The sequence below is a fragment of the Streptomyces poonensis genome, assembly GCF_014650915.1.
GTDB lineage: Bacteria > Actinomycetota > Actinomycetes > Streptomycetales > Streptomycetaceae > Streptomyces > Streptomyces poonensis.
In genome coordinates, this window is the sequence record NZ_BMVW01000001.1 from 132,243 (window position 1) to 151,953 (window position 19,711).

Genomic DNA, 19,711 nt, shown 5'->3' on the forward strand with positions numbered 1-19,711 from the left:
AACTAGAGATCTTGGGGTGGCAGCGCCCGTCCCCCTGGGGCCGGTCCGGCCCCGTTCGGTCGAGTCGTCCGTTTCCGGGCGTGTGCCGCCATGCCCGTTCGGTCCTCGGGCCGCTGTGACTTCAAGAGTGGCGTGTTCCACCGAAAATTGAACTTGCGTTTCACAGAGTGAGACGCGAGTATCGTTGCATGGACAACAGTAGCGGCGTCGGCGTTCTGGACAAGGCAGCCCTTGTCCTGAGCGCTCTGGAGTCCGGTCCGGCCACCCTCGCGGGCCTGGTCGGCGCCACCGGACTGGCACGACCCACGGCCCACCGGCTGGCCGTGGCGCTGGAGCACCACCGCATGGTGGCGCGCGACATGCAGGGCCGTTTCATTCTCGGCCCGCGGCTGGCCGAGCTGGCCGCGGCGGCGGGTGAGGACCGGCTGCTCGCCACGGCGGGCCCGGTGCTGACCCACCTCCGCGATGTCACGGGCGAGAGCGCGCAGCTCTACCGCCGCCAGGGCGACATGCGCATCTGCGTCGCCGCGGCGGAGCGTCTGTCCGGCCTGCGGGACACGGTCCCGGTCGGCTCGACGCTGACGATGAAGGCGGGCTCCTCCGCACAGATCCTGATGGCCTGGGAGGAGCCCGAGCGGCTGCACCGCGGTCTGCAGGGGGCCCGCTTCACGGCGACGGCCCTGTCGGGCGTACGGCGCCGGGGCTGGGCCCAGTCCATCGGCGAGCGCGAGCCGGGCGTCGCGTCCGTGTCCGCACCCGTACGCGGCCCTTCCAACCGTGTGGTCGCCGCCGTCTCGGTCTCCGGTCCCATCGAGCGCCTGACGCGCCACCCGGGCCGGATGCACGCCCAGGCCGTCATCGACGCCGCCGCACGCCTCTCGGAGGCCTTGCGCCGCACCGGCTGACGCCGGTCCCGCACCTTCACCCACGCGTCTTCCGTACACCTCGGGGACGGTCGCCTCAACGCCGCGGCGGCCCCTCCCCGACGCACGCGCCCCTCCTCGGAGGGGCGCTTCTCATTTCTCCCGTGTCGTCCATGTCACGCCGGGCTCACGCCGGGCCGATCGGCTGCGCGGTCGCCGCGCCGGCCCATGGGCACGACGCCGGTGGCTCCGCCCAGGCCGTACTCGGGCATGTTCACGTACACCGACTCGTGACTCCCCGCCGGCACGACGTACGTCTCGTGCCAGAAGCCGACCTTCCCCTTTCCCTCGCGCAGCCGCCGGTTGAAGGCGGCCCGCCCACCGTGCTGTACGGACCGGTGCCGCTCAGCCTGCGCCGGCTCGCGGAGGCGGAGGGGTCGCGCCGCCGGTTCGGCGGGAGGTGACCGGGAGGGAAGGGGGACAAAGCGAAGGACCCTCCCGAGGGAGGGTCCTTCCGGTGTGTACCCCCGACCGGATTCGAACCGGCGCTACCGCCTTGAGAGGGCGGCGTGCTAGGCCGCTACACAACGGGGGCGTTGGATCATACGTTTCCGCAGATCCGAGCTGGTCTACCTGGACTCGAACCAAGACTAACTGAACCAGAATCAGTCGTGCTGCCAATTACACCATAGACCAATGTGGTTTAGACCAGTCAGTACCCCCGACCGGATTCGAACCGGCGCTACCGCCTTGAGAGGGCGGCGTGCTAGGCCGCTACACAACGGGGGCCCTAGCAGTTCCGAGGTGATCGGAACCAGTACCCCCGACCGGATTCGAACCGGCGCTACTGCCTTGAGAGGGCAGCGTGCTAGGCCGCTACACAACGGGGGCTTGCGGATGTGATCCGCGGGTGCAGATGCTGGTACATCTGCTGGCTGGCCTACCTGGACTCGAACCAAGACTAACTGAACCAGAATCAGTCGTGCTGCCAATTACACCATAGGCCACTGGAACGCAAGCCCCTGTGGGGATCTTGTTCTAGTTTCACGCTTCCGGGTCTCCGGCCTTTCGGCCCGCTCCCCGGCGGCGCAGAAAGAACATTACCCGAAGGAGGACGGGGCTCCAAAACGGGTATCCGCGCCAAGGATCGTCGGCAGTTCGGCCAGCGAGGCGATCCGGTGTGGTCCGACCGGCGGCACGTCCGGCGTGTACACGCCCGTACGGTCGATCCAGACCGAGAACAGCCCGGCCTCGGCGGCCCCCCGTCCGTCGATGTCCGGGTGGTCGCCGACGTACGCGACCTGGTGCGGGGGCAGGGCGAGCGCCTCGCAGGCGGCGTGGAAGGCCTGGGGGTCCGGCTTGGAGAAACCGAGGTCCGCGGCGCAGAGGATGGCCTCGAAGCGGTCATGGACGCCGAGGACGCGCAGCTTGCGGTCCTGGACGAGGAGGCTGCTGTTGGAGAGCACGGCGTGCCGGTGGCTGGTGGCGAGGGCCTCCAGGACGGGCAGGACGTCCGGGAAGAGCGCCCAGGCGCTCTCGTAGTGCCCGAGGTACCGCTGGAACCAGGCGTCGGCCTCCGCGTCCGTCAGGGCCGGCTCCCCCACGAAGGCCCGTACCCGGTCGCGGCGCTGCTCCTCGAAGGTGGCCTCGCCCGCCGCGAACCGCGCCCACTGCTCGTCGGTGATCTGCCGCCAGCGCGCGAGGGCCTGCTCCACGGTGTCGTACCCGTCGAGCAGGCCCTCGGCGGCCAGGTGCCCGCGCATGCCGGCCCGGTCGGCACTCGTGTAGTCGAAGAGGGTGTCGTCGACGTCCCAGACCACGGCCCGTATGTCCATGATCCGACGGTAGCGCGGGGGTGTGGGGCCCGTCCGCCGATTGCCGCCCGTCAGGCGGGGCTCCCGGTGGTTCCGGACGGGCCCGGGGCCACGAAGAAGTCCGTGAGGAAGCAGGTGACCTCGCCCGCGGACGAGCGGCCGATCCAGGTGGGGTAGGCACCGTCGCCCCAGCCGGATTCGAAGGCGGCCAGGGTGTGCCCGGTGGTGGAGGACGTGACCAGGTACGGGCCCGGGGACCGGTGGCTGCTGTCGAAGGCCCTCCACAGGGGCCCTTCGTCCTCGTGGGCGTCGGGGAAGGCCTCGTCGGCCGAGGCGTCGTAGAAGCAGCCGGTGCCGGAGTCGACGCCGTAGCCGTGGAACTCCTCCGCGCCGAGCGCGGCAGGGTCCTGATCGGAGGAGAGGGCCATTTCCCAGGCGGTGGCGGGCTCGTCGCGGATGACGAGGCGGGCGGCGGCCACCCGCAGGTCGGGCTCGTCGGTCGGGGAGTCGCCGGGCCAGGTGAGGGCCGCCACGGCCGCCTCGACGCGGTAGCGGCCGGGCTCGACCGCCACCGTGAAGGGCTCGGCGTCCCCCGTGCCCAGGTACATGAAGGGGTCGCACGCGGCGACCCGTCCGGTGGGAAGGTCCAGCACTCCGCCGTCGGACACGTGGATCACGCCGGTGGTCCCGTGCCTGCCGGTGAACGTGCTGCCGGGGGTGAACATCCAGGTGTGGTCGCGGGGGGACATCGGCATGACGGCGCCTTCCGGGTCAGGCGCGCGGGGACCTTGCGCGCCGGGTGAGCCGGAACGCTAGTGGGACCCACTGACAGGCGGGCGCGCGTGAGGGGCGGCGGCCGTTGTGGCCACCGCCCCTCACGCGCGCGTGCTTACGCCGTCAGCTTCGCCAGGGCCGCGTCGACGCGGGCCAGCGACTTCTCCTTGCCCAGGATCTGCAGGGACTCGAAGAGGGGCAGGCCGACGGTGCGGCCGGTGACCGCCACGCGGACCGGGGCCTGGGCCTTGCCGAGCTTCAGGCCGTGGGCCTCGCCGGCCGCCAGCACGGCCTCCTTCAGGGACTCGGGGGAGCTCCAGTCGGCCGCGTCCAGCTTCTCGCGGGCCGTGCGCAGCAGGGCGTCCGAGCCCTCCTTCATGGCCTTGGTCCAGGACGCCTCGTCGAAGACCGGCTCCGGCAGGAACAGGAAGTCGACGTTGTCCGTGATCTCGGCGAGGACCTTCAGGCGGGACTGCGCGTGCGGCGCGATGGTCTGCCACTTGGTCTCGTCGAAGTCCTCCGGCGCCCACGGGGCGACCGGCTGCTGGAGCCACGGCCGGCAGCGCTCGGTGAAGTCCTTCACGTCGAGCATGCGGATGTGGTCGGCGTTGATCGCCTCGGCCTTCTTCAGGTCGAAGCGGGCCGGGTTCGGGTTGACGTCCGCGACGTCGAAGGCCGCGACCATCTCCTCGATGGAGAAGACGTCCCGGTCCGCGGAGAGCGACCAGCCCAGCAGGGAGAGGTAGTTGAGCAGACCCTCGGGCAGGAAGCCGCGCTCGCGGTAGAGGTTCAGCGACGACTGCGGGTCGCGCTTGGAGAGCTTCTTGTTGCCCTCGCCCATCACGTACGGGAGGTGGCCGAAGGCCGGGATCTCCTTGGCGATCCCCAGCTCGATCAGCGCCCGGTAGAGCGCGATCTGGCGCGGGGTGGAGGAGAGCAGGTCCTCGCCGCGCAGGACGTGGGTGATCTCCATCAGGGCGTCGTCGACCGGGTTGACCAGCGTGTACAGCGGGGCGCCGTTCGCGCGGACGATGCCGTAGTCCGGGACGTTCTCCGGGGTGTACGTGATCTCGCCGCGGACCAGGTCCGTGAAGGTGATCGTCTCGTCGGGCATCCGGAAGCGGACGATCGGCTCGCGGCCCTCCGCCTCGTACTGGGCGACCTGCTCGGCGCTCAGCTCGCGGCAGTGGCCGTCGTAGCCGGACGGCTTGCCGGCGGCGCGGGCGGCCTCGCGGCGCTCCTCCAGCTCGGTGGTGGTGCAGTAGCAGCGGTAGGCGTGGCCGGCGTCGAGGAGCTTGTCGGCGACCTCCTTGTAGAGGTCCATGCGCTGCGACTGGCGGTACGGGGCGTGCGGGCCGCCGACCTCGGGGCCCTCCTGCCAGTCGAAGCCCAGCCAGCGCATCGAGTCCAGCAGCTGCTGGTACGACTCCTCCGAGTCGCGCGCCGCGTCGGTGTCCTCGATGCGGAAGACGAGAGTGCCCTGGTGGTGCCGGGCGAACGCCCAGTTGAACAGGGCGGTGCGGACCAGGCCCACGTGGGGGTTGCCGGTGGGCGACGGACAGAAACGTACGCGGACGGGTGCGCTAGCCACGCTTGACTACCTTGTTGGTGAGAGTGCCGATGCCTTCGATGGTGACGGCGACCTCGTCGCCGACAGCCAGGGGGCCGACCCCTGCCGGGGTGCCCGTGAGGATCACGTCGCCGGGAAGCAGCGTCATGGCCTCGGTGATGTTGACGATCAGGTCCTCGATGGAGTTGATCATCTCGCTGGTCCGGCCCAGCTGACGCTGCGCGCCGTTGACCGTGCACTGGATCGTGAGGTCGCTCGCATCCAGCTCCGTCTCCACCCAGGGGCCGAGCGGGCAGGACGTGTCGAAGCCCTTGGCCCTCGCCCACTGCTTCTCGCGCTTCTGGACGTCCCGCGCGGTGATGTCGTTGGCGCAGGTGTAACCGAAGATCACGTCCTTGACGCGCTCGCGCGGGACCTCGCGGCACATGCGGCCGATGACCACGGCCAGCTCGGCCTCGTGGTGCAGGTCCTCGGAGAAGGCCGGGTACTGGATGTCGTCGCCGGGGCCGATCACCGAGGTGGAGGGCTTGAAGAAGGCGAACGGGGCGTCGGGCACCTCGTTGCCGAGCTCCTTGGCGTGGTCCGCGTAGTTGCGGCCGAAGGCCACGACCTTGTTGGGCAGCACGGGCGGCAGCAGCCGGACCTTGCTCAGCGGGACCTTGGTGCCCGAGAGCTCGTACTCCGCGAAGGGGATGCCCTTGATGATGTCGAGCACGAGTTCGTCGGGCCGGTCGCCCTCGACCGCGCCGAACGCGACGTTCCCGTCGATGGAGAATCTGGCAATGCGCACGGGATCCCTGCGCCCCTCACTTGAGCCGGCTGGAGTCTGACGCTCCAGGCTAACGCGGCACAGGGTGGCGGCCCCGCGCATTACGGCCGCCCGGCCGCCGGGCGGCCGGCCTGCGCATGACGAAGGGCGCCCTGGACGTCTCGGGTGACGTCGGGGCGCCCTGCGGAGTCGTATGCGACCGATTGTGGTCGGTGCGTGACCGTTAGCCGTCGGTGCGTGACCGGCAGCCGTCGATTTCCGGTAGGACGGCACCGTCCGGGCGTCCGGCCGAGCGGGCGGGCGGGCGCCGCCGGTGCGAGCGGACGGCGGCCCGGAGCCGTACTACTCGGCCGCGAAGGCCTGGACCGGGAGCTCCATGAGGACGGTCCGCCGCGGGTTGGCGGTCCGGGAGGGGAGGTCGACGGAGTGCTCCAACTGCTTCGGCGCCAGCTCGTCGGCGTCGGTGAGGTGGGCCAGGGTCGTGCGCCGCGGGTTGGCTATGGCGCGGAACATCGTCGTCGTCTTCACTGCTGTACGTGACCTCGTGGGTGTGGGCGCCGGACGGGCTCACGAGCCGCCCAGGAAGCGCGGGTTGTCGGATTCGCCATCCCTGTAAAGCGTCAGGCTAAACATCCAATTCCCGGGGCAACTCGTGAAGATGACATGATCACTGTGTGAGTTTCCTCACTTACTAGTGAGCATTTCGGTCAATTCCGACCCTCAAGCCATCCCGGCGTAACGGACATTGCTCCTCTGAAGGGAGCATTCCGCTCCTGATCATGGCGACTGGGACACGTTGCCACCCTGGTCACCTCGTGGGTATACGCCCGTTATGCACAGGATCACCTTCCACACCTGGTGACGCATTCTGTACGTCGTGTCACGATGAGCCCAGGGTGACCCATTGGCCTTGTTGGAGATCCGGCACTGTGCTGGAATTCCACGGACCGCCGCGGGGAACAGCCGGCGCGCGAGGGGCGCAACGCAGCGCCGAGCAGCGGCGGGAAGGGGGAGGCAGCGCCGGTCACTCACGACCACCACGGGTGGCGCATTCAGGGCGCTCCCGACACGCCGACACCGTCTCGCCGTTCACACGGAGGGGCGCCTGGTCCAGAGGTTGCGACGCTAGTGCAGGGACGTTTCAAGAGGGATGGCAGCGCTTCGGCGGACCCGGAGCCGACCGGCGGGACCGACCGCGGTTCCTCGCCCCAGCACGCCCAGGCCCCGGGCGCGGCCGAGGCGGGCGACAGCGGCGAGCGTTCCGGGGCGTCCGGGGGCACGACGCCGTCCGCCGGGCCGAAGAACGGCACCGGCTCACGCATGGCCCTGCGCAACTGGCGCATCTCGACCCGTCTGGTGTCGCTGCTCGCGCTCCCCGTCGTCGCCGCGACCACGCTCGGCGCGATGCGCATCAGCGACAGCGTCGAGGACATCCAGCAGCTCGACAACATGCGGCTGCTGACGGAGATGACCAAGCAGGCGACCGAGCTCGCCGCCGCCCTCCAGTCGGAGCGCGACCTGTCGGCCGGTCCCCTCGCGCACGGCGCGTCGGCGGACGACTACACGGTCAAGGGCGTCCGCGACAAGACGGACACCGCCCGCAAGCAGTTCCTCAAGGCCAGCCAGGAGATCAACGACGCCGCCCAGGACGGCCGGCTCACCGGCGTCAAGGAGAGCCTCGTCGGCGTCGCGAGAGAGCTGATCCAGCTCAACGACATCCGCAGCAGCGCCTACGAGAACGAGAAGAACGCCACGCTCACCGTCGAGGCGTACCACCGGCTCATCAACCAGCTGCTCAACCTCTCCCAGGACATGGCGGAGGCCACCAGCAACCCGGAGATGATCCAGCGCACGCGCGCGCTCGCCGCGTTCTCCACCGCCAAGGAGTACGCCTCGGTGCAGCGCGCGATCATCGCCTCCGCGCTGCCGGCGAACAAGACCTCCTTCGGCGAGCTCTCCGAGAGCGACCGGCAGTACGGTCTCTCCGCGCTCACCAGCGAGGACTCCGAGCTCAACAGCTTCGGCACCATCTACGGCCAGGACGCGGCCGAGGAGCTGATGCGGCCCATCAGCGACGGCAACGCGACCATCAAGGCGGTCGACCTCTACGCCGACCGCGTCCTCAGTACCGAGACCGGTCTGCGTTCGCAGGAGAAGCGCTCCTACAAGGACTGGATCGACGCCGAGTCGGTCAAGATCCAGCAGATGAAGAACATCGAGGGCACGCTCCTCGACGAGATGGAGCAGACCGCCCGCCAGCTGCGCAGCGAGTCCGAGCGCGACGCGATCATCTCCGGTGCGCTGATCCTGCTGGTCCTCGGCATCTCGCTGGTCGGCGCGTTCGTCGTGGCCCGCTCCATGATCCGCTCGCTGCGCCGGCTGCAGGACACCGCGACCAAGGTCGCGGCGGACCGGCTGCCCGAGCTGGTCAAGCAGCTGTCCGAGTCGGACCCGCAGGACGTCGACACCTCCGTGGAGTCGGTCGGTCTGCACTCCCGGGACGAGATCGGCCAGGTGGCCGCGGCCTTCGACGACGTGCACCGCGAGGCGGTCCGCCTCGCCGCCGAGCAGGCCCTGCTGCGGGGCAACGTCAACGCGATGTTCACCAACCTCTCGCGCCGCTCCCAGGGTCTGATCCAGCGCCAGCTGTCGCTCATCTCCGAGCTGGAGTCCCGCGAGGCCGACCCGGACCAGCTGTCCTCGCTGTTCAAGCTGGACCACCTCGCGACCCGTATGCGCCGGAACGGCGAGAACCTCCTCGTCCTCGCGGGCGAGGAGCCCGGCCGCCGCTGGACCCGTCCGGTCCCGCTGGTCGACGTGCTCCGCGCCGCCGCCTCCGAGGTGGAGCAGTACGAGCGCATCGAGCTGGCCTCGGTGCCGGCCACCGAGGTCGCCGGCCGCGTCGTCAACGACCTCGTGCACCTGCTCGCCGAGCTGCTGGAGAACGCGACCTCCTTCTCCTCCCCGCAGACCAAGGTCAAGGTCACCGGTCACGCCCTGCCCGACGGGCGGGTGCTGATCGAGATCCACGACACCGGTATCGGCCTGTCCCCCGAGGACCTCGCGGCCATCAACGAGCGGCTCGCCGCGCCGCCCACCGTGGACGTCTCCGTCTCCCGCCGCATGGGTCTGTTCGTGGTCGGCCGCCTCTCGCAGCGCCACGGCATCCGCATCCAGCTGCGCCCGTCGGACTCCGGCGGTACGACCGCGCTGGTCATGCTCCCCGTCGATGTCGCCCAGGGCGGCCGGAAGCCCGCTCCGGGCAAGCCGGGCCAGGGCGGTCCCGGCGGCCCCTCCGGTGGTCCGGCCGCCGCGCAGGCCGCGGCCGGTGCCGCCGCCGCGCGCCGCGGAGGCGGGCTGCCCGGTGGCGGCGCTCCGGGTGGCAACCGTCTCGCCGGCGCTCCGCAGCGCGGGCAGGTGGGCGCCGGCCAGGGGCCGCGCGCCGCGCTGCCCGGCAGCGACCAGGGCGGGCGTCCGGGCGGGCCGCGCGGTCCGCAGGGCGGACCCGCCGTCCCGCCGCAGGGCCGGCCGGCGGGTGCCGGTGCCGGTGCGTTCGGCGGTCAGGCGCCGGGCGCCCCGCAGGACATGACGGCCGCCGGGACCGGCGCGCCGCAGAACTTCGACGACTCCGGGCGCCAGGGCGGCTTCGCCGGCGGCGGCTCCGGACTGCGCCAGGGCGGTTCCCTCGGCGAGGGCGGCTTCGGCGGGCAGCGCCAGGGCGGTCCGGGCCAGGGCGGTCGCGCCCAGGGTGGCCGGGGCGGCTTCGGTGACAGCGCCCCCGCCGGGGACCGTACGTCCGGGGCCGGCGCCCCGAAGCAGCGCCAGGAACGTTCCGGCAGGCGTCGGCCGCAGTTGCCGGGGCGCGGTGGTCCGCGCGCCGAGCTGCCCGGCGGCAGCGCGCAGCCGCGGACGCCGAGCTGGAGCGACGAGAACGCGCAGCCGCCGGTGCAGCGCGCCTCGCTGGACGCCCCCCGCGGCCACGAGGAGCCCGACGCCACCGCGCAGATGCCGCGGATCGACGACCGCCAGGGCCCGGGCGCGACCACCGAGATGCCGCACGTGGGCAACGACCGGGGTGCCGCCGGCACCGGCGAGTTCCCGCGTCCCGGGGCCGGGGCGCCGCACGCCGGGCTGCCGCAGCAGGGCGACGACGGGCAGTTCCGCCGTTCGGACATCTTCGGCGATCCCGGCGCGTCCCCGGCACAGAGCCGCTACCCCGCGCCCGGCCAGGGCAGCCCGCAGGACACCGGCCAGTACCCGGCAGCCGCTCAGGGCAATCCGCAGGAGACCGGCCAGTTCGCCGCGCCCGGCCAGGGCAGCCCGCAGGACACCGGCCAGTACCCCGCGCCCGCCCAGAGCCCGAACGGCACCGGTCAGTTCGCCGCCGCGGGCTACGGGAACCATCAGGACCCGTCCACCGCGGGCTACGGGAACCACCAGGACCCGTCCGCCACGGGCCAGTTCGAGCGGCCGCAGCCGAACGGCGGCGCCGACTTCGGCGCGCCCGGCCGGCCGGACCGGCAGCGTCCGCCGATGCAGCAGCGGTCCGCGCGGCCGCAGGCTCCCGAGGCCCTGCCGCCCGCGGCGGGTCCGGGCGACGGCCGGACGCCGCTGTACGACACCCTGGAGACCAACTGGTTCCGCCAGAACGGCCGCGCGGCGGACGCCGGGCAGAGCAACAACGGCCATGGCCAGGCCGATGCCGTTCGCGGTGACGCCGGGCAGGCCAATGGCGCGGCGCAGCCGCCGGCCCCCGCGGCCGACCCGCACCCGGCCGGCCAGGCCTCGGCGGGCTGGCGCACCTCCCCCAACGACGAGCTCGTCCGCCAGGCCGAGCGCGTCCGTCAGCCGTCGGCAGGCGGGATCACCACGTCCGGCCTGCCGCGCCGGGTACCGCGCGCGAACCTCGTGCCGGGCACGGCTCAGCAGCAACAGCACCACACCGGTCCGCAGGTCTCGCGCGCGCCAGACGACGTGCGCGGCCGGCTGACCAATCTCCGTCGGGGCATCGCGCAGGGTCGCCAGGCCGGTACCGGCCAGACCGGCAGTTACCCGAGCCCCACTCACCAGCAGGAGCGTTAGTTGAGCCAGATGAGCCAGGCGGCACAGAATCTCAACTGGTTGATCACCAACTTCGTGGACAACACCCCCGGGGTGTCCCACACCGTCGTCGTGTCCGCCGACGGACTCCTTCTGGCGATGTCCGAAGGCTTCCCGCGCGACCGCGCCGACCAGCTCGCGGCCGTCGCCTCGGGCCTCACCTCGCTCACGGCCGGGGCCTCCCGGATCTTCGAGGGCGGGAACGTGGCCCAGACGGTCGTGGAGATGGAGCGCGGCTTCCTCTTCCTGATGTCCATCTCCGACGGTTCGTCGCTCGCGGTCCTGGCCCACCCGGACGGCGACATCGGCCTCATCGGCTACGAGATGGCACTGCTCGTCGACCGCGCGGGCGCCGTGCTCACGCCCGACCTGCGTGCCGAACTGCAGGGCAGCCTGCTGCACTAGCTCCAGCTCGTCCCACGACCCCACACCGTCCGGCCGCCCCCGTCCCCCCACCGGCCCCGTCAGACGGCACGACTGACCCTGCTGTCCCGCCCGGAGGATCCATGACCCCGCCCACCGCTCATCATGATCCGTACGCCGAGCCGTACGGCGACGAGGGCGACCAGCCGCTGGTACGGCCGTACGCGATGACCGGCGGCCGGACCCGGCCGCGCTACCAGCTCGCCATCGAGGCGCTGATCAGCACGACGGCCGACCCCGCGGCGCTCATGGGGCTGCTCCCCGAGCACCAGCGCATCTGCCACCTGTGCCGTGAGGTGAAGTCGGTGGCCGAGGTGTCGGCCCTGCTGTCCATGCCGCTCGGTGTGGCACGGATCCTCGTCGCGGACCTGGCGGAGGCCGGACTCGTCGCGATCCACCAGCCCGGTGGCGACGAGAGCAACGGCGGCGCGCCGGACGTGACACTGCTCGAAAGGGTGCTCAGTGGACTTCGCAACCTCTGACGCGGGGAGGTCGACCACCTCCGCGAAGATCGTGGTGGCCGGCGGCTTCGGCGTGGGCAAGACCACGTTCGTCGGCGCCGTCTCGGAGATCAACCCGCTGCGCACGGAGGCCGTCATGACGTCTGCTTCGGCGGGCATCGACGACCTCACCCACACCGGGGACAAGACCACCACCACGGTGGCCATGGACTTCGGCCGCATCACCCTGGACCAGGACCTCATCCTGTATCTGTTCGGCACCCCCGGCCAGGACCGCTTCTGGTTCATGTGGGACGACCTGGTCCGCGGCGCCATCGGCGCCGTCGTCCTCGTCGACACCCGTCGGCTGGCCGACTGCTTCCCGGCCGTCGACTACTTCGAGAACAGCGGCCTGCCCTTCGTCGTGGCTCTCAACGGCTTCGACGGCCAGCAGCCCTACCAGCCCGAAGAGGTCCGCGAAGCCCTGCAGATCGGCCCCGACACCCCCATCATCACCACCGACGCCCGCCACCGCGCGGACGCGAAGAGCGCGCTGATCACGCTGGTGGAGCACGCGCTCATGGCACGATTGCGGTAAGACGTCCCGGACATCCCCGCCGTCCCGTACGCACCGTTGCACCGGCTTGCCCCGTCCGGATCCAGCATCCAAGTCGTCAGTGCCGTACGGAAGTTGCCGTAGTTACACGGATGCCGACTGTGTCGTTTGACACGGTCGGCATCGGTGTTCATAACGTTTCGACAGAGATATGCGGTGGTACGGCCACGCGTCGCGATCGGACGGTGCCACTCCGCTCACAAAGCTCCCGTCTTTTGCCGCGGCTCGCTCTTTATGACCGTTTTATTCGGGACTTACATCACGTGCAATCAGCGCTTTCCGGTGTTTGGAAGAGCGCAGGCTGACGTGCTGGAATGCCTGAACTGCCCAATAGTCAAAGACGTACTAGGGCCTGGAGTCACCCACGCGGCACGACGTAGGTGCCGGCGCCGAGAGGTTGTTGGTCGAGTGAGGCGAAGCAAGAACAGTCCCGAGCCGTCGGCGCGGGGCAACTTCACCCCGCCGCCGCGCGGGGCGGCACCCGCACAAGTGTCCGGCCCCGAGACGCCGGCCGCGGCCGCTCCCGGCGGCAGCGGAAACCGTCTCTCGCCGCGCAACTGGCGGGTGCCGACCCGGCTGAACGCGATCCTGCTCATACCCGTGCTCGTGGGCCTGGTCATGGGCGGCTTCCAGGTGAAGAGCTCGATCGACACCTGGCAGGAGGCCGAGGACGCGGAGAACACCGCCCGTCTCGTGCAGGCCTCCCTCGTCTACGCGAACGCCCTCTACAACGAGCGCGACCTCACCGCCGCTCCCCTGCTGCAGGGCAAGGGCCAGGACGACGAGACGGTCACCAAGGCCCGCGCGGCCAGCGACGAGGCCGCCGATGCCTTCGACGCCGCCACGAGGAGCATGCCGCAGAAGGACGGCCTGGAGCGCCGTCTGAAGATCTTCAAGAATGTCGAGCCCAACCTGGAGAAGCTGCGCGCGAACGCGTACACCTCCAAGCTCACCGGGGTGCAGACCGAGGAGGGTTACACCGAGGTAGCCCACCCCCTGATGGAGTTCGCCAACGAGCTCGGTCTCGGCACCGGCAACATCACCAGCTACGGCCGTGCGGTCTACGCGATCTCGCTCACCAAGGCCGCGCTGTCGCTGGAGCGCTCGATCGGCATGCACCTGCTGGTCGAGCCCGGTCCCGGCGCCGGCAGCCTGGCCAGCCAGCGCACCGCCCTCGCCTCGTACGCCTACCTCGAGCGCATCGCCATGGAGGAGTTCCTCGGAGGCGGCACCGAGGCCGACGCGCAGCGGCTCGACGAGGAGACCGCCGACGTCAAGGCCGAGGCCGCGGAGCTGGCCAAGAAGGCCAAGGCGGAGGCCGACGCCGCGGGCGAGGACTACGTGGCCCCGCCGGCCGACCCCACGGACATGGTCGCCGCGCTCGCGGGCCTGGACTCGACCCAGCCCGACGCCCGTGCCGCGCTCGCCGCGAAGGGCATCACGCCGGAGAACTGGTGGGCGGTCAACACCCTGAAGTTCGACGCCTACGGCGCGATCGAGTCAGACATGGCCGACGCGGCCGTGGCCGAGGCCGCGTCCATCGCCGACGACGCCAAGACGGACGCCTTCATCACCGCCGCGATCGTGGTGCTCGCCCTGCTCGCCGCGTTCATCATCGCCGGGCGCATGGCCCGCCAGATGAGCCGCTCGATGCGCCAGCTCCGCTCCGCCGCCTTCGGTGTCGCCGAGCAGCGTCTGCCGGCACTGGTCGACCAGCTCTCGCGCACCGACCCGGGCCGCGTGAACACCCGTGTCGAGCCCATCCCGATCCACACCACGGACGAGATCGGCGAGGTCGCCCGCGCCTTCGACCAGGTGCACCGCGAGGCCGTCCGGCTCGCCGCCGAGCAGGCCCTGCTGCGGGGCAACATCAACGCCATCTTCACCAACCTCTCGCGCCGCAACCAGTCGCTGATCGAGGGCCAGCTGACCCTCATCACCGACCTGGAGAACAACGAGGCCGACCCGGACCAGCTGGAGAACCTCTTCCGGCTGGACCACCTCGCGACCCGTATGCGCCGCAACGGCGAGAACCTCCTCGTCCTCGCGGGCGAGGAGCCCGGCCGCCGCTGGGACCAGCCGGTGCCGCTGATCGACGTGCTGCGCGCCGCCTCCTCCGAGGTGGAGCAGTACGAGCGCATCGAGCTGTCCGGTGTCCCCGAGGCCGAGATCCACGGCCGCGCCGTGACCGACCTCGTGCACCTGCTGGCCGAGCTGCTGGAGAACGCCACCACGTTCTCCTCGCCGCAGACCAAGGTCCGCGTCACCGCGACCCGGCTGCCCGACGGCCGGATCATGGTCGAGATCCACGACAAGGGCATCGGCCTGACCGCCGAGGACTTCGCGGACATCAACCACAAGCTGGCCAACCCGCCGACCGTCGACGCCGCGATCTCGCAGCGCATGGGCCTGTTCGTGGTCGGCCGGCTCTCCGACCGGCACGGCATCCGCGTCCAGCTGCGCCCCTCCGGCGAGCAGGCGGGCACCACCTCGCTGGTCATGCTCCCGGACGCCATCACCCACGGTGGCGGTGGCGAGCAGCAGCCGCAGGCGGACGAGTTCACGGTCTCGCAGATCATCCCGGAGCAGCAGACGTACCAGGCGCCCTCGGACCAGCTGCGGACGGCCGCGGAGCTCGGCTTCGACGACAGCCGCTACTCCGAGGTCCCGAACGACCTCCGCGGGCTGGACCCGGTCGGCCGCTCCCTGATGCGCGAGAACCGCCGCGCGGCCCTGGAGGCCCAGGCACAGCACGGCCACCCTGTCGAGAACCAGGCGAACCAGGCGGGCCAGGCGCACCAGGACACCCCCGAGGCCCCTGCGTACGGCGACGGCTTCGAGGCGGCCCAGCAGGCGTACGACACCGGCCAGACGCCTTACCCCGGCCGGCAGGCGGGCTACGACCAGCAGACGGCGTACGGCGAGCCGCAGCAGCCCGCGTACGACGACTCCTACTTCCCGCCGAACGGCGCCGTGCCGCAGGGCGAGTCCTTCCCCGCGACCAGCGCCTATCCCGGGCCCTCCTATGCGGAGCCGGCCCAGGACGAGGCGACCGGCACGCACGCCGCTCCGACCGAGTCGTTCCCCGCCTTCCAGGAGGCCTCCTACCGGGACGACTGGCCGCAGCAGGACGGCTACCAGGGCGGCTACCCGTCCGAGTACGCTCCGGAACCGGAATCTTCGCAGGCCGCTGACGTGAACGAGGCGGACCGCGTAGGCTTCGACCGTCCGGGACCGGCTCCCTCCACCGTCCACGAGCTGACCGACTCCGGGCTGCCGCGCCGCGGCTCCCCCGCGAACGGCGCCGGCCGGCAGCAAGGGTCGCAGGACCCGGCGGCCACGGGGGCGGACGGCGAGTGGCGTTCCGCCAACGACGAGCGGTGGCAGCAGGCCTCGCAGCTCCGTAAGCCCAAGGCGGGCGGAGTGACCTCGTCCGGCCTGCCGCGGCGGGTGCCCAAGGCCAATCTGGTCGAGGGGGCCGCCGCATCGACCCCCCAGGGAGGCCCACAGGTCTCCCGCGCCCCCGAGGATGTCCGGGGCAGGCTGAGCAACCTGCGCCGGGGAGTCCAGCGGGGACGCAACTCAGGCAGTGAAACGAACGGCCAGGGCTTCGGTCCTGACAGCACCTACAACCAGGAGCGTTAGTGTGAGCCCGATGAGCCAGGCGGCACAGAACCTGAACTGGTTGATCACCAACTTCGTGGACAACACCCCGGGGGTGTCCCACACGGTGGTGGTCTCCGCCGACGGACTCCTTCTGGCGATGTCCGAAGGCTTCCCCCGCGACCGCGCCGACCAGCTCGCGGCCGTCGCCTCCGGACTGACCTCGCTGACCGCGGGCGCCTCCCGGATCTTCGAGGGCGGCAGCGTGAACCAGACGGTTGTGGAGATGGAGCGAGGGTTCCTCTTCATCATGTCCATCTCCGACGGTTCGTCGCTCGCGGTCCTCGCTCACCCGGAAGCGGACATCGGCCTCATCGGGTACGAAATGGCGCTCCTGGTGGACCGTGCCGGTACGGTCCTGACCCCCGATCTGCGTGCGGAGCTCCAAGGGAGCCTTCTCAACTAACAGACAGACGGTGCGTTTTCGCGTCCCGTGGCCGTAAGGTTTCGGGACGCGGCTTCCACAGTGATGGATGCCCGGCACAGTCGGAGGAGGAGAAAAGTGGCAACACCCCCAGGCGGTTCGTCTTCGGGCAACTGGTCCTACGGCCCTGGCCAGGGTCAGGGCCAGGGTGAGCAGAACCGGTACAACTTCCCCTCCGCACCCAGCCAGCACCGGCAGCCGTACGCGCACCCGGGCCCCCAGGGGCCGGGGCAGTCGCCGTACGACCAGCCGCAGGCACCGCGCATCCAGCCCGTGCAGCCGCAACGCCGCACCCCTGAGCCGTCGCCCTCCGGGGCGTCGAACCCCCTGGTGCGCCCGTACGCCATGACGGGCGGCCGCACCAGGCCGCGCTACCAGCTCGCCATCGAGGCGCTGGTGCACACCACCGCGCAGCCGCACCAGATGCAGGGGCAACTGCCCGAGCATCAGCGGATCTGCAACCTCTGCCGAGAGATCAAGTCGGTCGCCGAGATCTCGGCGCTGCTGACCATTCCCCTCGGCGTGGCCAGGATCCTCGTCGCCGACTTGGCGGAGGCGGGCCTGGTCGCCATCCATCAGCCCGGCGGCGACGAGAACGCCGGTGGCCAGCCAGACGTGACACTGCTCGAAAGGGTGCTCAGTGGACTTCGCAAGCTCTAGCGGAGGGCCGGTTTCTCAGAGTCGCTCCACCACCTCCGCGAAGATCGTGGTGGCCGGCGGCTTCGGCGTGGGCAAGACCACGTTCGTCGGCGCCGTCTCGGAGATCAACCCGCTGCGCACAGAGGCCGTCATGACGTCTGCTTCGGCGGGCATCGACGACCTCACCCACACCGGGGACAAGACCACCACCACGGTGGCCATGGACTTCGGCCGCATCACCCTGGACCAGGACCTCATCCTGTACCTGTTCGGCACCCCCGGCCAGGACCGCTTCTGGTTCATGTGGGACGACCTGGTCCGCGGCGCCATCGGCGCCATCGTCCTCGTCGACACCCGCCGCCTCGCCGACTGCTTCCCGGCCGTCGACTACTTCGAGAACAGCGGCCTGCCCTTCGTCATCGCCCTCAACGGCTTCGACGGCCAGCAGCCCTACCAGCCCGACGAGGTCCGCGAAGCCCTCCAGATCGGCCCCGACACCCCCATCATCACCACCGACGCCCGCCACCGCGCGGACGCGAAGAGCGCGCTGATCACCCTGGTGGAGCACGCGCTGATGGCGCGGCTGCGCTAGCACCGCCGCACAGCACGACCAGAGGGGGAGCCCTCTCCGAACCGGAGAGGGCTCCCCCTTTCGTGTGCCGCTGCACGTGCCAAAGGGGCCCACCCGGCCGGGTGGGCCCCTTCACGGGGTCGTACGGGCTCAGCGCCAGCTGTGCGGGGCCCGGAAGCCGGACTCGCGTTCCAGACGGCGCCAGCCGGCCCGGTCGCGGCCGCGGTGGGCCGGGGCCGTCTCGGTGGGGCGGGCCGCCGCGCGGGCCATCAGGACGGCCGTGATGGCGGCGACCTCCTCGGGCCCTGCGTGGCCCCTCTCGACGCGGATGTCAGGGATGTTCATGAGGCTCGAGTCTCCGTGAATGAGGTTGCCGCGGAGCTACCGCGGGGGAACCGCCGCGTTACTGCGGGGGGTTGCCGTGCTTGCGGGAGGGCAGGTCGGCGTGCTTGGTCTGGAGCATGGCCAGGGACCTGATCAGGACCTCGCGGGTGCCGGCCGGGTCGATGACGTCGTCCACGAGGCCGCGCTCGGCCGCGTAGTAGGGGTGCATCAGCTCGGACTTGTACTCCTTGACCATGCGGGTGCGCATCGCCTCGGGGTCCTCGGCGTCGGCGATCTGCCGCCGGAAGATGACGTTGGCGGCGCCCTCCGCGCCCATCACCGCGATCTCGTTGGTGGGCCAGGCGTAGGTCAGGTCGGCGCCGATGGACTGGGAGTCCATGACGATGTAGGCACCGCCGTAGGCCTTGCGCAGGATCAGGGAGATCCGGGGCACGGTGGCGTTGCAGTAGGCGTACAGCAGCTTGGCGCCGTGCCGGATGATGCCGCCGTGCTCCTGGTCGACGCCGGGCAGGAAGCCGGGCACGTCCAGGAAGGTGACGATCGGGATGTTGAAGGCGTCGCACATCTGGACGAAGCGGGCGGCCTTCTCGGACGCCTCGATGTCCAGCACGCCGGCCAGGGTCTGCGGCTGGTTGGCGACGATGCCGACCACCTGGCCGTCGAGGCGGGCCAGGGCGCAGATGATGTTGCGGGCCCAGCGCTCGTGGACCTCCAGGTACTCGCCGTCGTCGACGAGCTCCTCGATCACCTTGGCCATGTCGTAGGGCCGGTTGCCGTCCGCCGGGACCAGGTCCAGCAGGACGTCGGAGCGGCGGTCGGCGGGGTCGGCGGACTCCGTCCGGGGCGGGTTCTCGCGGTTGTTCTGCGGGAGGAGGGAGAGGAGGTAGCGCACCTCGGCGATGCACGTCTCCTCGTCGTCGTACGCGAAGTGGCACACGCCCGAGGTCTCGGCGTGCACGTCCGCGCCGCCGAGGCCGTTCTGGGTGATCTCCTCGCCGGTGACGGCCTTGACCACGTCCGGGCCGGTGATGAACATCTGCGAGGTGTCGCGGACCATGAACACGAAGTCCGTCAGGGCGGGGCTGTAGGCCGCGCCGCCCGCGCACGGGCCCAGCATCACGCTGATCTGCGGGATGACGCCGGAGGCCTTGGTGTTGCGCTGGAAGATGCCGCCGTAGCCGGCGAGGGCCGAGACGCCCTCCTGGATGCGGGCGCCCGCGCCGTCGTTCAGGGAGACCAGCGGGGCGCCGGCCGCGATGGCCATGTCCATGATCTTGTGGATCTTGGTGGCGTGGGCCTCGCCCAGCGCACCGCCGAAGATCCGGAAGTCATGGGCGTAGACGAAGACCGTGCGGCCCTCCACCGTGCCCCAGCCGGTGATCACACCGTCCGTGTACGGCTTCTTGGCCTCCAGCCCGAACCCGGTGGCCCGGTGCCGGCGCAGCTGCTCGACCTCCTGGAAGGAGCCCGGGTCCAGCAGCAGCTCGATCCGCTCCCGCGCGGTGAGCTTGCCCTTGGCGTGCTGCGCCGCGGTGGCCTTCTCGCTCGGCCCGGCCAGCGCCCGCGCACGGATCTCGTGGAGTTCGGCCACACGCCCACGGGCATCCGTCGGTTCGCCCGGCGCCTCATCCAAAACGGTCATGTAGTGACTCTACGAAGCGGACTACCGAAAGCGGGCCGTCGACTCCGTACAGTCTCCG

General features: G+C 71.0%; 16 protein-coding genes, 5 tRNA genes and 1 pseudogene. 9 read left to right on the forward strand and 13 right to left on the reverse strand.

Annotated features, from left to right (window positions below; genetic code table 11):
• Positions 1–188 precede the first annotated feature (188 nt).
• Positions 189–905, forward strand: coding sequence for an IclR family transcriptional regulator NdgR (gene ndgR, locus IE242_RS00560; RefSeq protein WP_030577649.1), 717 nt, complete (start codon positions 189–191; stop codon positions 903–905).
• A gap of 134 nt (positions 906–1,039) precedes the next feature.
• Here ndgR and IE242_RS00565 read toward each other — a convergent pair.
• From IE242_RS00565 to IE242_RS00615, 11 genes and pseudogenes are all read right to left on the reverse strand, one after another.
• Positions 1,040–1,237 (reverse strand): annotated as a pseudogene (locus IE242_RS00565) (monooxygenase family protein); the annotation flags it as partial.
• 148 nt (positions 1,238–1,385) lie between these two features.
• A tRNA-Glu gene (locus IE242_RS00570) sits at positions 1,386–1,458 on the reverse strand.
• A 29-nt stretch (positions 1,459–1,487) separates the two neighbouring features.
• Positions 1,488–1,559, reverse strand: a tRNA-Gln gene (locus IE242_RS00575).
• Between the two features lie 20 nt (positions 1,560–1,579).
• Positions 1,580–1,652: transfer RNA gene (locus tag IE242_RS00580), tRNA-Glu, on the reverse strand.
• Positions 1,653–1,681: 29 nt separating this feature from the next.
• A tRNA-Glu gene (locus IE242_RS00585) sits at positions 1,682–1,754 on the reverse strand.
• Positions 1,755–1,795: 41 nt separating this feature from the next.
• Positions 1,796–1,870 (reverse strand) — tRNA-Gln (locus tag IE242_RS00590).
• A 93-nt stretch (positions 1,871–1,963) separates the two neighbouring features.
• Positions 1,964–2,698 carry an HAD family hydrolase gene (locus IE242_RS00595; protein ID WP_189854158.1) on the reverse strand — a complete coding sequence of 245 codons (735 nt, stop codon included), beginning with the start codon at positions 2,696–2,698 and terminating at the stop codon, positions 1,964–1,966.
• 50 nt (positions 2,699–2,748) lie between these two features.
• The gene (locus IE242_RS00600) at positions 2,749–3,432 is read right to left on the reverse strand and encodes a DUF4241 domain-containing protein (protein WP_189854160.1); all 684 of its coding nucleotides are present in this window, start codon (positions 3,430–3,432) and stop codon (positions 2,749–2,751) included.
• A 134-nt stretch (positions 3,433–3,566) separates the two neighbouring features.
• The gene (gltX, locus tag IE242_RS00605) at positions 3,567–5,042 is read right to left on the reverse strand and encodes a glutamate--tRNA ligase (protein WP_189854162.1); all 1,476 of its coding nucleotides are present in this window, start codon (positions 5,040–5,042) and stop codon (positions 3,567–3,569) included.
• On the reverse strand, positions 5,035–5,811 hold the full coding sequence (locus IE242_RS00610) for a fumarylacetoacetate hydrolase family protein (protein WP_189854164.1): 777 nt from the start codon (positions 5,809–5,811) through the stop codon (positions 5,035–5,037). The genes gltX and IE242_RS00610 overlap by 8 nt, the downstream gene beginning before the upstream one ends.
• 321 nt (positions 5,812–6,132) lie before the next feature.
• Complete coding sequence (locus IE242_RS00615; protein WP_189854166.1) at positions 6,133–6,318, reverse strand: hypothetical protein; 186 nt, start codon at positions 6,316–6,318, stop codon at positions 6,133–6,135.
• 600 nt (positions 6,319–6,918) lie between these two features.
• Between IE242_RS00615 and IE242_RS00620 the strand changes: the two genes are divergently transcribed.
• The 8 genes from IE242_RS00620 to IE242_RS00655 all read left to right on the forward strand — a co-directional run bounded on the left by IE242_RS00620 (position 6,919) and on the right by IE242_RS00655 (position 17,687).
• Positions 6,919–10,872, forward strand: a complete 3,954-nt coding sequence (locus tag IE242_RS00620; RefSeq protein ID WP_189854168.1) for a sensor histidine kinase — start codon at positions 6,919–6,921, stop codon at positions 10,870–10,872.
• 9 nt (positions 10,873–10,881) lie between these two features.
• Positions 10,882–11,295, forward strand: coding sequence for a roadblock/LC7 domain-containing protein (locus IE242_RS00625; RefSeq protein WP_030577622.1), 414 nt, complete (start codon positions 10,882–10,884; stop codon positions 11,293–11,295).
• Between the two features lie 101 nt (positions 11,296–11,396).
• A complete protein-coding gene (locus IE242_RS00630; RefSeq protein WP_189854170.1) occupies positions 11,397–11,795 on the forward strand; it encodes a DUF742 domain-containing protein in 399 nt (132 codons plus the stop codon).
• Positions 11,776–12,351, forward strand: coding sequence for a GTP-binding protein (locus IE242_RS00635; RefSeq protein WP_189854172.1), 576 nt, complete (start codon positions 11,776–11,778; stop codon positions 12,349–12,351). Before IE242_RS00630 ends, IE242_RS00635 begins: the two co-directional genes overlap by 20 nt.
• Positions 12,352–12,777: 426 nt before the next feature.
• On the forward strand, positions 12,778–16,014 hold the full coding sequence (locus IE242_RS00640; RefSeq protein WP_189854174.1) for a sensor histidine kinase: 3,237 nt from the start codon (positions 12,778–12,780) through the stop codon (positions 16,012–16,014).
• A 10-nt stretch (positions 16,015–16,024) separates the two neighbouring features.
• On the forward strand, positions 16,025–16,438 hold the full coding sequence (locus IE242_RS00645) for a roadblock/LC7 domain-containing protein (protein ID WP_004983065.1): 414 nt from the start codon (positions 16,025–16,027) through the stop codon (positions 16,436–16,438).
• A 96-nt stretch (positions 16,439–16,534) separates the two neighbouring features.
• Entirely contained in the window at positions 16,535–17,116 is a 582-nt protein-coding gene (locus tag IE242_RS00650) for a DUF742 domain-containing protein (protein WP_189854176.1), read from the forward strand.
• A complete protein-coding gene (locus IE242_RS00655) occupies positions 17,097–17,687 on the forward strand; it encodes a GTP-binding protein (protein ID WP_189854178.1) in 591 nt (196 codons plus the stop codon). The genes IE242_RS00650 and IE242_RS00655 overlap by 20 nt, the downstream gene beginning before the upstream one ends.
• A 129-nt stretch (positions 17,688–17,816) precedes the next feature.
• On the opposite strand, the gene IE242_RS00660 is transcribed toward IE242_RS00655, so the two are convergent.
• Together IE242_RS00660 and IE242_RS00665 are read right to left on the reverse strand one after the other, a co-directional pair.
• Positions 17,817–18,011 carry an acyl-CoA carboxylase subunit epsilon gene (locus IE242_RS00660; protein ID WP_189854180.1) on the reverse strand — a complete coding sequence of 65 codons (195 nt, stop codon included), beginning with the start codon at positions 18,009–18,011 and terminating at the stop codon, positions 17,817–17,819.
• A gap of 58 nt (positions 18,012–18,069) precedes the next feature.
• Entirely contained in the window at positions 18,070–19,653 is a 1,584-nt protein-coding gene (locus tag IE242_RS00665) for an acyl-CoA carboxylase subunit beta (RefSeq protein ID WP_189854182.1), read from the reverse strand.
• Positions 19,654–19,711 lie beyond the last annotated feature (58 nt).